Genomic DNA, 13,440 nt, shown 5'->3' with positions numbered 1-13,440 from the left:
GCGCTATTTACCTTCGGCTTTTTTCTTCTCAGGGGACACGAAAAAGCCTTCAAGCACAATCAGCAATGCTCCGATACAAATGCCTACATCGGCGATATTGAAGGTGGGGTAATGCCAGTCATTGATATAAAAATCAAGAAAGTCAATCACATACCCATGAACCAAGCGATCGGTCAGGTTACCTACCGCGCCGCCGATAATCATGGCGTAAGCAATGTTATTCAACTTCTGACTAGCGCTGGAGCGGTACATCAGTACCAGCAGAGCGGCGGTAATCGCCAGCGCAATCACCGCAAAGAACCAACGCTGCCAGCCGTCTTTGTCGGCCAGAAAACTGAACGCCGCGCCCGGATTATGGGCATAGGTTAGATTAAAGAAGGGGATCAGCGGCAGCGACTCACCCAACTGAAAGTGGGTCATGACCCATTGCTTGCTGCCCAGATCGACTACCAGCACTACCAGCGCCAGCCAAAGCCAGCGCAATCCCGTTGATTTCATAACATGTCTCATTAGACGAATTTACGCACTTCGCCCGCGCCACCGACATTGGTAGCACAGCGACCGCACACTTCAGGATGCTCGGAGTCAGTCCCGATATCCGTTTCAAAATGCCAGCAGCGCGGACATTTCTCGCCGTCAGCCTTATCAAGGACAATTTTCAGCCCTGATAATTCCGTCGGCTGAGCATCCGCAGGCGCATCGTCGTAAGACACGATGGTCGCTTTCGAGGTCAACAGTGCGAAATGCAGCTCAGGCTGCAACTGATTCAGCTTCTCAGTCAGTGCGCTATCCGCATACAGCGTGACAGCCGCTTCCAGAGAACCACGGATGTGCTTGTCGTTACGCGCCTGTTCGATGACCTTGTTCACTTCACTGCGGATTTGCAGCATTTCAGCCCAGAAAGTCTCATTCATGCTTTCATGACCGTCAAGTCCGAACAGGCCGTCATACCACTCTTCGGTAAAGACGTATTGCGCGCGTTCGCCCGGCAGGTAAGCCCAGATCTCATCCGCAGTAAAGGAGAGGATCGGCGCCATCCAGCGCACCAGCGCTTCAGCAATGTGGAACAGCGCCGTCTGGCAGCTACGGCGCGCGACGCTGTCGCTCTTGGCGGTGTACTGGCGATCTTTGATGATATCGAGGTAGAACGATCCCATTTCGATCGAGCAGAACTGCATTAGGCGCTGCACGACGCGGTGGAAGTCGTAGTTTTCATACGCATCCAGAATCTCTTCCTGCGCCGCTTTCGCGCAACCGACCGCCCAGCGATCCAGCACGACCATATCCCGAGGCGCCACGCTGTGCAGCGCCGGATCGAAACCGTTCAGGTTCGCCAGCAGGAAGCGGGCAGTGTTACGAATACGGCGATAGGCGTCGGCGGAACGTTTCAGGATTTCATCGGACACCGCGATCTCGCCGGAGTAGTCGGTGGAACCGATCCATAGGCGCAGAATGTCGGCACCCAGTTTATCCATCACGTCCTGCGGGCTGACCGTGTTGCCGATGGACTTGGACATTTTGCGCCCCTGTCCATCGACGGTGAAGCCGTGGGTCAGCACCTGGCGATACGGCGCTTTACCTTTGATGGCGGTAGAGATCATCAGAGAAGACATGAACCAGCCGCGATGCTGGTCGGAACCTTCCAGATACATGTCGGCCGCGTGACCGCCGAATTCGGGGCGCACGTCGACAACTGACGCGTGGGTAGAACCGGAATCAAACCAAACGTCCAGCGTATCAGTCACTTTGACGTAGTTGGCGGCGTCTTCGCCCAGCAGCTCCGCCGGGTCCAGATCCCACCATGCCTGAATGCCATCCTGCTCAACGCATTTCGCAACGGCTTCCATCAGTTCCACGCTACGCGGATGCAGCTCTTCGGTGTCTTTGTGCACGAACAGCGACATCGGCACGCCCCAGGTACGCTGACGGGAAATACACCAGTCTGGGCGGTTGGCGACCATCGTTTCGATCCGCGCCTGTCCCCAGTCCGGGATCCACTGCACGCTTTTGATTTCGGACAGCGACTGCCGACGCAGCCCTTTCTGATCCATGCTGATGAACCACTGCGGCGTCGCACGGAAGATAATCGGCGTTTTGTGACGCCAGCAGCAAGGATAGCTGTGCAGCAGTTTTTCAACGTGCAGCAGCACGTCGCGTTCGCGCAGCATCTCAATGACTGTGTCGTTGGCCTTGAAGACGAACAGGCCGTCCAGACTCGGGAAGGTGCCCGGGAGATAGCAGCCGTCTGGCCCTACCGGGTTGGCGATTTCCAACTGGTACTTCTGGCTGATGACGTAGTCGTCCGGACCGTGGCCGCCCGCGGTGTGGACCGCGCCCGTACCCGCGTCCAGCGTGACGTGATCGCCCAGAATAGCCGGAACATCGAAGCCCATGAACGGGTGATTGAAGCGCATCAGCTCCAGCGCATCGCCCTGGCATTCGCCCAGCACCTTCCATTCGGAAACGCCCAGACGCCGCACGATGCTTTCGACCAGATCCGCCGCCAGAATCAGCGCCTGCCCGTCGACCTGCACCAACTGGTAAATGAATTCCGCATTCAAGGAAATAGCACGGTTAGCCGGTAGGGTCCACGGGGTGGTGGTCCAAATCACCAGAGAGATAGTGCCGTCTACCGCATCGGCAGAGACGCCGAACTTCGCCGCCACGGCGGAACGGTCGACCGCGCTGAAAGCGACATCAATAGAAGGAGAGGTTTTGTCGTAGTATTCCACTTCCGCTTCCGCCAGAGCGGAACCGCAATCGGCGCACCAGTGCACTGGCTTCGCGCCTTTGTGCAGGTGACCGTTAGCGATGATTTTGCCCAGCGCGCGGATAATGTTGGCTTCGGTGTCGAAGTCCATCGTCAAATAAGGATGATCCCACTCTCCCAGCACGCCCAGACGAATGAAGTCTTTTTTCTGCCCGGCGACCTGTTCTGCCGCGTACTTACGGCACTCCTGACGGAACTCTGCTGCGCTGACCTTTTCGCCCGGCTTACCGACCAGCTGTTCAACTTTCAGCTCGATAGGCAAACCATGGCAATCCCAGCCTGGAATATAGGGCGAGTCATAGCCGGAAAGCCCTTTGGACTTGATAATAATGTCTTTAAGAATCTTGTTAACCGAGTGACCAATGTGAATATTGCCGTTGGCGTAAGGGGGGCCATCGTGCAGGATAAAAGGTTTCTTACCTTGCTTGGCGCTGCGAATAATCCCGTACAGATCCTGATCGTACCACCGTTTCAGCATACCTGGCTCGCGCTTGGCGAGATCGCCACGCATCGGGAACCCTGTTTCCGGCAAATTCAGGGTAGTTTTATAGTCACTCATTAGATTCTCGATTTCGTTTTCGGCTAGAAAAATTAAACCGGTGCCTTTAGCCCAAAGAACTCACGGGCCGCCACCTCATCATTAGCAATCTGCTGCTTCAGCGCATCAAGCGAAGCAAATCGCTGTTCATTACGTAGTTTTTTGCGCATGACCACATCTATATGACGGCCATACAGATCCAACGTGACGTCCAGCAGGTGTACTTCCAACTGCTGGAACTTATCGCCGGTGATTGTCGGGCGCGTTCCGATGTTAGCCACGCCGGGAATGGGCTCATCGCCCAGCCCATAGACGCTCACGGCGTACACGCCGCTGACCGGCGATACCTTGCGTTTCAACGGTACATTCGCCGTGGGAAAACCTATCGTGCGGCCGAGCGCATTGCCATGCACCACCCGTCCGGAGATGCTGAACGGATGACCCAATAGGGCTTCGGCCAGCGCCAGATCGTCCTGCCTGAGCGCTTCCCGCACCGCTGTGCTGCTCACGCGTTTTCCACCATTGCAGAACGATTCCGTGCTGATGACCTCAAAGCCCAGCTCGACGCCCGCTTTCTGTAATAACAGGAAATCCCCTTTGCGACCAGCGCCAAAGCGGAAGTCATCCCCCACCACCAGGAATTTCACGCCCAGCTTGTCCACCAGCAGATCAGAAATAAAGGTATGGGCGTAATGGGCGGCGAAGGCGGCGTCGAACTTCACGCACAGAAGGTAATCCACCCCGGCCTGCGACAGGTATTTGACCTTGTCCCGCAGCCGCGTCAGCCGCGCCGGGGCGTTTTCGCCGCCGAACAGCTCCTGCGGTTGGGGTTCGAAAATCATGACCATGACCGGCAGTCCGCGCTTCTGCCCTTCCTGTTTCAGGCGTTCGAGCAGCGCCTGATGCCCGCGGTGGACACCGTCGAAATTACCAATAGTAAGCACACAGCCATGATGGCGCGCTTGAAGATTGTGTATACCGCGTATTAGCTGCATAGCTGGCTCAGAACAGTGGAAATCGGCGGATTATACCTTGTACAGTGAGCAAGGTTAACCCGGGATGCGCGCCTTTTGTCACCAGCCCTTCCGATTTCAGCGCTGACGGAGGGTTGAAAACAAACAGAAACGCCTCTAGGGATGACGGTATCTCACGTCCGGCAAGGCATGTGGTTGTCAAGATCGGTCGGTTAACACGCGTTGCGCGTTTTAATACCGATTTATGGCGTGAAAGGCTGTATTCCCCGGCGTGAAGCTGTTAAAATCCTGCGCCATCACAACGTAACAAGCGCTGACGTACAAACGGCGCTTATTTGCACAAATCCATTGACAAAAGAAGGCTAACCGGGCATATTCCTCGGCCTTTGAATTGTCCTCGATAGAATATATTTGGGAGTTGGACCTTGGCTAATATCAAATCAGCTAAGAAACGCGCCGTACAGTCTGAAAAGCGTCGCAAGCATAACGCAAGCCGTCGCTCCATGATGCGCACTTTCATCAAGAAAGTATACGCGGCGATCGCCACTGGCGATAAAGAAGCAGCACTGAAAGCGTTTAATGAAATGCAACCGATCGTGGATCGTCAGGCGAGCAAGGGCTTGATTCACAAGAACAAGGCTGCACGTCATAAGTCAAACCTGATCGCTCAGATCAACGCTTTGCAATAATCGCGTTTTCGCAGGCATTGCTAGAAAAAACCGGCCTAGGCCGGTTTTTTTATGTCTGCAGATCCTCAAATCTCAATCTTTCATCATAGATGACAGACAGTCGCCTTGATCACGTCAATGGATCGCCAGCACGGATGATCACGACAAGGCCTAACATCATCCCATACCTGCAGCAGGTCACTCTTCTCTGGGCGACGTTGTGTGCTAAGACACCGCTGGCAGCGCAATACGCAAAGCGATAAAACCCAACACGCCAGCCGCCAACGAGGTCACCAGAATCGCGAGTTTCGCATACAGCACCGTCGCCGCATCCGCCTCACCGCCAAAAGACAGGAGTGTGATGAAAATGGACATCGTAAAGCCAATGCCGCACAGCACTGATACCGCACTGAGCTGACGAAAGTTCACGCCTGCCGGTAATGTCGCCAGCCCCAGCGCGGTCACCACGCCGCTGAACAACATAATACCCAGCGGTTTTCCTATCAGCAGACCAGCGGCTATGCCCACCGTGAGCGGCGAGAGCATCTGCTCTGCGTCTACGCCCTGTAGCGCGATACCCGCGTTGGCGAAGGCAAACAGCGGGATAATCAGAAAAGCGACCCAGCCGCTCAATTGGTGTTCAAGCGCTTTCGCAGGCGACGGTTGCCCAGCCGGCGCGCGCAGCGGGATTAGGAATCCGACCACCACGCCCGCCAGCGTGGCATGCACGCCTGACAGAAGAACGCAGAGCCACACAACGGCACCCACCAATAAATAGGCGGGCGTATTCATGACCTGCCGCCAATTTAAATACGCCAAAACCAGCGTCGACAGCGCCGCCCCCAGCAGCGCCAGCCCATGCAACTGCTGAGTGTAAAACAGCGCGATCACCAGAATCGCCCCGAGATCGTCAATGATCGCCAGCGCCAGCAGGAAAACTTTCAGTCCCGGCGGCACCCGTTTACCCAGCAGGACCAAAACTCCGACCGCGAAGGCGATGTCCGTTGCCGTCGGGATCGCCCATCCTACCCGCGTATGCGCATCTGCCGCGTTGATAGCCAGATAGATCAGCGCAGGGACCACCATCCCGCCAAGGGCGGCAGCAATGGGTAACAACGCCTGACGACGGCTGGCCAATGCGCCAACCATTAGCTCACGTTTAACCTCAAGCCCTACTATCAGGAAAAACAGCGTCATCAGGCCATCGTTGATCACATGCAGCAGCGAGGCATGAATGCTCATCTCTCCCAGCTTCACATCGAACGGCGTCGTGAGTACTTTGTCGTATCCGCTCGCCGTCAGCGGTATATTCGCCATCAGCAACGCCAACAGCGTTGCAGCAATCAGCGTCATTCCCGCCGCCGCATCCAGCCGGGCGAACCGGCGCAATAGCCTTATCATCAGGACATTCTCTCTCAAATCGAAATCAGCACACCGTCTTCTTATGACGCCAGGAAGTCGGCTCACCGGCCAATACACTCGTTGAAAATGCCGCAATATTCAACAAAAACCGGATAACTTTCGGCAAAAAGAAACCGCAGCAAAATGATGAACGCCTTTAAGCCTGTAAAAGCGTGTCGCGCCCGTACCACCTGCCATTTATCATGGCTGGCACACATCGCTATTTCGCCTTTCCCTGGCGAAAAGCCCGTGCACTGCGTGGAGAGTCCACCAGCACGCCATCCGCCCCCAGCGCCTGCGCACGCTGGTAGTCGGCTGGCGTATTGATGCCAAACAGAATCACCTGCGCCGTTCCGGCAGACCGAAAGCAGTCCATCGCTTCTTTATCCCAGGTCAACAGGGTTTTGGAACGCCCTTCTCCCAACGTGAAATGCTCAACGACCTCGACCTCGCGACGTAGTTCCAACCCGTACCAATGCGGTGCCTGCGTGGCCGGAAGCGGGTCACATCGATGCGCCATAGAGACATTCGCCAGCAAGGTTCTGGTCCGGTCACGGGTTTCAAAACGAGAAATCTGCGGCGGCAAAGCCTCGAGATAGCGCGCATCCGTGGAGTAAACGCGCGTTCGCGACAAACTTCCGGTTTCCTGCAGCGTTTTCAGCAGCGCCTCACCAAAACGGATTGGATCGGCATCGGGCGATTTGATATCCAGATAGAACGGTACCTGTGGAAAAGCCCGCAAGACCGTATCCAGCCGAGGAATGCCGACGCCCTTCCCGCGGTAGGGATGATGCGTGTCATCGTCGAATCCACATTCGCTAATTCAGCGCTGGTATAGGCAGAAATCGGCCCTTGTTTATTGGTCAGCGCCTTAAGATCCGTCGGGCGGTACAACACAATCACACCATCTTTCGCCTCCTGCAGCGTGACCCAAACCGCATCCGCGCCGTTCCTCAGCGCGTCATCAACCGCTATCACCGTATTTTCCGGCGCGTCTCCTGTCCCGCCCCGATGTGCAATCACCTGAGGCGCACTAGCGGAATACCCCGTGCCGGACGCTGCCGCCAAACACAGAAACACGCAGAAGCAGTGGAGAAATCGTTGCATGAAAAGCACCTGTTTGAGCAATCAATGAGAGGCCTAAGCATATCTCCGCGATATGACGTTTTTGTCACAACGCGCCCTATCGCCCGGGAAGGCCGCCGTAGCGCGAGGCTGTCAGCAAGATAGGGAAATCGGCGCACCATCGCGCCATAAAAAAACGGCCCGCAAAGCGGACCGTTGATGGGATTGACGCATAGAGCGAACTAGCGGGTCAAATCGTCGAAGAACTTCTTCACACCGTCGAAAAAGCTTTTCGAGCGCGGGCTGTTACGCTCGCCGGAAGGTCCGCCAAAGCTCTGTTCCAGCTCCTGCAGCAGCTCTTTCTGGCGCTCGTTCAGGCTGACCGGCGTTTCTACCACAACGCGACACAACAGGTCGCCCTGAGCGCCGCCGCGAACGGACTTCACGCCCCTGCCGCGCATTCTGAACAGCTTGCCGGTCTGCGTTTCCGCCGGCACTTTCAGCTTCACGCGGCCATCCAGCGTCGGCACTTCGATTTCGCCGCCCAACGCCGCCATCGCAAAGTTGATCGGCACTTCGCAGTAAAGGTTGTTTTCTTCACGCTGGAAGATCGGGTGCTGTTTCACCTGGACCTGTACGTACAGATCGCCTGCTGGCGCGCCCATCTCGCCGGCTTCGCCTTCGCCAGAGAGACGAATGCGGTCACCCGTATCCACGCCCGCCGGAATTTTAACCGACAGCGTTTTGCTTTTTTCCATACGGCCGTGACCGTGACATTTCACGCACGGATCTTTGATGATCTTGCCGCGACCGTGACAGTGCGGACAGGCCTGCTGCACGGTGAAGAAGCCCTGACGCATCTGCACCTGACCGTTGCCATGACAGGTTGGACAGGTCGCCGGCGAGCTCCCTGGTCGGGAGCCGTTGCCATGACAAACATCACACTCTTCCAGCGTCGGAATACGGATCTCTTTGGTGACGCCACGCACGGCTTCTTCCAAAGTCAGATCCATATTGTAACGTAGGTCTGAGCCGCGGCTCGCGCGTTGACGGCGTCCGCCACCGAAAATGTCGCCGAAAACGTCGCCAAAAATATCGCTGAAGTCTGCGCCGCCGCCGCCGCCACCGCCGCCCATGCCGCCTTGTTCGAACGCAGCGTGACCGTACTGATCGTATGCGGCGCGTTTCTGCGAATCGCTCAGCACTTCGTAGGCTTCTTTGACTTCTTTAAATTTGGCTTCAGCACTGCTGTCACCGGGGTTACGGTCCGGGTGAAATTTCATCGCCAGGCGCTTGTACGCCTTCTTGATTTCACGTTCATCCGCGCTTTTCGCAACGCCTAACGTTTCGTAGTAGTCTTGCTTAGCCATGCTTGTTATCTGCCCTCAACATGCGTGCACGGGCGCAGAGTTTCCCCGACGCCCGTGCTGATTGCCTTGCCGGCAACGGTAACAAACAATTACCGCTGCCGCGCCCGCTCAAGGGCGATTATTTTTTGTCTTTGACTTCTTCGAATTCCGCATCAACGACATCGTCGTCTTTACGGTCAGCGCTTTCACCGCCAGCGGAACCCGCTTCCGGCTGAGCCTGCTGCTGAGAAGCTTCCAGCAGTTTGGTCGATGCTTCGGCCAGCGCCTGGATTTTTGCTTCGATGTCTGCTTTATCTTCAGACTTCAGAGAGGCTTCCAGCGCTTTCAGCGCGTCTTCGATAGCCGTTTTGTCATTGGCAGCCAGTTTATCGCCCAGCTCTTCCAACTGCTTACGCGTGCTGTGCAGCAGGTGGTCGCCCTGGTTGCGAGTCTGAACCAGCTCTTCGAACTTACGGTCGGATTCCGCATTCGCTTCAGCTTCACGCACCATCTTCTGGATTTCGTCTTCGTTCAGGCCAGAAGACGCCTTGATGGTAATGTTTTGTTCACGACCGCTGTTTTTATCCTTCGCAGACACGTGCAAGATACCGTCCGCATCAATGTCGAAGGTGACTTCGATCTGCGGCATACCGCGCTGTGCCGGTTGAATGCCGTCCAGGTTAAACTGGCCCAGGGATTTATTGTCCTGAGCGCGTTTACGCTCACCCTGCAGCACGTGGATCGTGACTGCGGACTGGTTGTCTTCCGCGGTAGAGAATACCTGGCTGTGTTTAGTCGGGATCGTGGTGTTTTTAGCAATCAGCGCCGTCATCACGCCGCCCATGGTTTCGATACCCAGAGACAGCGGGGTCACGTCCAGCAGCAGTACGTCTTTTACGTCACCGGACAGCACGCCGCCCTGTACAGCAGCGCCGATAGCCACGGCTTCATCCGGGTTAACGTCTTTACGCGGCTCTTTGCCGAAGAAATCAGCCACTTTCTTCTGAACCATTGGCATACGCGTCTGACCGCCGACCAGAATGACGTCGTTAATGTCGGATACGGACAGTTTGGCGTCCTGCAGCGCCACTTTCAGCGGCTCCAGAGAACGGCTGACCAGCTCTTCTACCAGAGATTCCAGTTTGGCGCGAGTCACTTTAATGTTCAGGTGTTTCGGGCCAGAAGCGTCAGCCGTGATGTACGGCAGGTTAACGTCAGTCTGCTGTGCGGAAGACAGCTCGATTTTCGCTTTTTCCGCCGCTTCTTTCAGGCGCTGCATTGCCAGCGGATCGTTACGCAGGTCGAAGTTCTGCTCTTTCTTGAACTCGTCAACCAGGTAGTTGATCAGACGGCTGTCGAAATCCTCACCGCCCAGGTGGGTATCACCGTTGGTCGCCAGTACTTCGAAGGTTTTTTCGCCTTCCACTTCATCGATTTCGATGATGGAGATATCGAACGTACCACCACCCAGGTCGTAAACCGCGATAGTACGGTTGCCGACTTCTTTATCCAGACCATAGGCCAGAGCGGCAGCGGTCGGTTCGTTGATGATACGTTTGACTTCCAGACCGGCGATACGGCCGGCGTCTTTGGTCGCCTGACGCTGAGCATCGTTGAAGTAAGCCGGTACGGTGATAACCGCTTCAGTGACGGCTTCGCCCAGGTAATCTTCTGCCGTTTTCTTCATTTTTTTCAGAACTTCAGCGGAAATCTGCGGCGGAGCCAGTTTCTGGTCTTTCACTTCCAGCCAGGCGTCTCCGTTGTCGGCACCGATGATTTTGTACGGCATGATGTTGGCGTCACGCTGGACTTCTTCATCCTGAAAGCGACGACCAATCAGACGTTTGATAGCAAACAGCGTGTTTTTAGGGTTGGTCACCGCCTGACGTTTAGCCGGTTGGCCAACCAGAGTTTCACCGTCCTGCGTATAAGCAATAATGGAAGGCGTGGTGCGGTCGCCCTCGCTGTTCTCCAGTACTTTAACCTGCGTACCATCCATAATCGCAACACAGGAGTTGGTTGTACCCAAGTCGATACCAATGATCTTACCCATCTAAACATCTCCACTAAAAGTCATATTCGGTTGTATCGTTCAACCTACTGTGTGGGCGGCGAATGAGTTTTCAACTCCCCCGCCTACCTGCTGTGTTCGGTCAAACTGTTCTGATGACTCATAGATGGGGACGACAATGCCAGCATCAAGGGCTACTGGGTAAAAAAAACCATTCTTTCGCTATTTTGCTTTTTCTGTATACAGGAGAAAGACGCTAAGCCGTCTTCTCGTACCGCGCGTGAGCCCATTTCGCCCGCGTTGTTGTCGCCGACGGGGATTGATTCCCCGTCAGAGATAGGACCAGTGCGCATGGACGGCGCGGGTTAAGCTGAGTAAGGCGGTTTACCCACGCCCGGAGAAAGAGGAAGAGGAGGCTTTGCTTGCAAAGAGCGCGTCACCCTGCTCTTTTTCGCGCAGATAGCGCATGAGATAGCCGCCCATCAGCACTCCCCCTATCGACAAGAACAAGACGTACAGCGCGGGCGCTAACGGCGTCCATTTCATCAAGAGCGTCACTAAAATCGGCGTCAATCCGCCAAAGATCGCGTAGGCGATATTGTAGGAGAATGAAATGCCGGAGAATCTCACGACGGGAGGGAAAGCGCGCACCATCACACACGGCACTAACCCCGTCACGCCGACGCTGAATCCGGCCAGCGCATAGCTCGCGAACAAGGTTGCGGTACTGTCTGCCGCATGGGTATAAAAGAATCCGCAGCTTGCAGCCAGCAGTAGACTGCCGCCGATAAACGTTTTGCCCAGCCCCAGTCGGTCCGCAATACCCCCCGCAGCGATGCAGCCCAGCATCAGCATCACCGTCGCAAGACTGTTTGCCTGCAGGGTCAGAGCAGGGACGATGCCGTGAACCCGCTGCAGGTAGGTGGGCGACATCAGCACCACGACGACCACCCCCGCCGACAGCAGCCAGGTCAGCATCATCGATAAAAAAACTGACTTTTTGTGTTCCTGCATGATCGATTTGAGCGGCAGCTCTTTCGCCAGCGCTTTACGCGCCTGCATTTCCACAAACACCGGGGTTTCTTTCAGCCAGCGACGCAGGTACATCGCGATAAAGCCGAAAAGGCCGCCGATAAAGAACGGGATGCGCCAACCGCCGGAGAGAATTTGCTCCTGGGACAACAGTATGTTCAACAGAGACGCCAGCATCGATCCCACCAAAATCCCCAGCGTCAGCCCCGACGTGAGAATGCCGCAGGCGATGCCAAGGCGTTTCGCTGGCACATGTTCGGCAACGAAGACCCAGGCGCCGGGCACTTCGCCGCCAATGGCCGCCCCTTGCAGCAGACGCAGCAGCAACAGCAAGACTGGAGCGGCTACCCCTATCGTCGCGTAGGTAGGCAGCAACCCCATGCCCAGCGTCGGCAGCGCCATCAGTAAAATGCTCAGGCTGAACATCTTTTTACGTCCCACCAGGTCGCCGAAGTGGGCCATGACAATGCCGCCCAACGGCCGGGCCAGATAGCCTGCGGCGAAAATGCCGAACGTTTGCAGCTGACGCAGCCACTCAGGGCTATCGGATGGGAAGAATAGCTGGCCGATCACCGGAGCGAAAAAGACGAACACGATGAAATCGTAGAACTCCAGAGCGCCACCCAGCGCCGCCAGAGAAAGGGTTTTGTAGTCTTGTCGGTTCAACTGCTGATGAGAGATGTTATCCATAATGACCACGCTATGCGCCATTGAATCATGGGCGCTGTAGTATCCTTGTTAAAACATGACTATACCGACAAATTTCAGCCAGCCAGACAAATCTAAATCTTATGACGCGCGAGCGCCGACTTTAGTTCTGAATATCGCGCAGCGCACTTTTGGGACGGAAAGCAGCGACCACGTTGGGATTGGTCTCAACGTAAGGGCCTTCCAGCAGTTGAATGCAGTAGGGAACGCTGGCGAAAATGCCCGGAACAACGACCTGACCCGCCTCATCCTTCAGGCCGGTTAGCGTCTCCTGAATCGACTTTGGCTGACCCGGCAGATTGAGAATCAACGCCTGTTTGCGAATCACGCCCACCTGACGGGACAATATCGCCGTCGGCACGAACCGCAGGCTGATCTGCCGCATCTGTTCGCCGAATCCCGGCATCTCACGGTCGGCGACCGCCAGCGTCGCGTCGGGGGTGACATCACGCCGCGCCGGTCCGGTTCCGCCGGTGGTCAGCACCAGATGGCAACCGAACTCATCCACCAGCTCGCACAGCGTTTGTTCGATCAGGGCTTGTTCGTCCGGCACCAGACGCGGCTGTATCTCGAACGGCGTCGTCAGCGCTTGTGAGAACCATGTTTCCAACGCTGGGATCCCTTTATCCTGGTAAATGCCGCTGAATGCCCTGTCGGAAACCGACACTAACCCAATGCGCAGACTGTTCATAATGACCTCGTACCAATCTTATTTGCCTCGGAAAAGCCCATTTTATCAGGCCGACGTAAATATCACCTTCGGAATTAGCCCTGGAGGCGAATCGGGAAATTATTCCGCCACGCATTCAGTGCATTTTCGTTTTTTGTCGACGAATGAGAGCGCGATTGAGTTAATCTCCTGGGACAAAAAAAGAATTGAGACATTCGATAATATATAATTATCGACTGCTGACACCTGAGAAT

9 protein-coding genes and 1 pseudogene are annotated in these 13,440 nt (G+C 55.8%); 1 reads left to right on the top strand and 9 read right to left on the bottom strand.

Translation table 11 applies throughout. The features are described from left to right. Positions 1–3: 3 nt before the first annotated feature. The 3 genes from lspA to ribF are packed head-to-tail and all read right to left on the bottom strand — an operon-like array spanning position 4 to position 4,303. A complete protein-coding gene (gene lspA / locus I6N93_RS02170; RefSeq protein WP_085688852.1) occupies positions 4–510 on the bottom strand; it encodes a signal peptidase II in 507 nt (168 codons plus the stop codon). Continuing rightward, positions 510–3,329, bottom strand: coding sequence for an isoleucine--tRNA ligase (gene ileS, locus I6N93_RS02165; RefSeq protein WP_085688849.1), 2,820 nt, complete (start codon positions 3,327–3,329; stop codon positions 510–512). The genes lspA and ileS overlap by 1 nt, the downstream gene beginning before the upstream one ends. A gap of 32 nt (positions 3,330–3,361) precedes the next feature. After that, positions 3,362–4,303 (bottom strand): bifunctional riboflavin kinase/FAD synthetase, encoded by a 942-nt coding sequence (gene ribF / locus I6N93_RS02160; protein ID WP_085688846.1) that lies wholly within the window; start codon positions 4,301–4,303, stop codon positions 3,362–3,364. Between the two features lie 404 nt (positions 4,304–4,707). Here ribF and rpsT point away from each other — a divergent pair, with 404 nt between their 5' ends. Then, a complete protein-coding gene (gene rpsT, locus I6N93_RS02155) occupies positions 4,708–4,971 on the top strand; it encodes a 30S ribosomal protein S20 (protein WP_026739060.1) in 264 nt (87 codons plus the stop codon). A 204-nt stretch (positions 4,972–5,175) separates the two neighbouring features. Here rpsT and nhaA read toward each other — a convergent pair whose 3' ends face one another. From nhaA to mog, 6 genes and pseudogenes are all read right to left on the bottom strand, one after another. Further along, a complete protein-coding gene (gene nhaA / locus I6N93_RS02150; protein ID WP_085688844.1) occupies positions 5,176–6,351 on the bottom strand; it encodes a Na+/H+ antiporter NhaA in 1,176 nt (391 codons plus the stop codon). A gap of 220 nt (positions 6,352–6,571) precedes the next feature. After that, positions 6,572–7,458 (bottom strand): annotated as a pseudogene (locus I6N93_RS02145) (glycerophosphodiester phosphodiesterase family protein). 200 nt (positions 7,459–7,658) lie between these two features. Further along, positions 7,659–8,786, bottom strand: coding sequence for a molecular chaperone DnaJ (gene dnaJ, locus I6N93_RS02140; protein ID WP_085688841.1), 1,128 nt, complete (start codon positions 8,784–8,786; stop codon positions 7,659–7,661). Positions 8,787–8,904: 118 nt separating this feature from the next. Continuing rightward, positions 8,905–10,818 carry a molecular chaperone DnaK gene (gene dnaK / locus I6N93_RS02135; protein WP_085688837.1) on the bottom strand — a complete coding sequence of 638 codons (1,914 nt, stop codon included), beginning with the start codon at positions 10,816–10,818 and terminating at the stop codon, positions 8,905–8,907. A 342-nt stretch (positions 10,819–11,160) separates the two neighbouring features. Beyond that, a complete protein-coding gene (locus I6N93_RS02130; RefSeq protein ID WP_085688891.1) occupies positions 11,161–12,498 on the bottom strand; it encodes an MFS transporter in 1,338 nt (445 codons plus the stop codon). A gap of 121 nt (positions 12,499–12,619) precedes the next feature. Then, positions 12,620–13,207, bottom strand: a complete 588-nt coding sequence (gene mog, locus I6N93_RS02125) for a molybdopterin adenylyltransferase (RefSeq protein ID WP_085688834.1) — start codon at positions 13,205–13,207, stop codon at positions 12,620–12,622. Positions 13,208–13,440 lie beyond the last annotated feature (233 nt).

Origin of the sequence: Lonsdalea populi, from assembly GCF_015999465.1 — a bacterium.
Taxonomy (GTDB): domain Bacteria; phylum Pseudomonadota; class Gammaproteobacteria; order Enterobacterales; family Enterobacteriaceae; genus Lonsdalea; species Lonsdalea populi.
The sequence above is the reverse complement of the archived record's forward strand: the minus strand, read 5'-3'. Positions and strand labels throughout refer to the sequence as shown.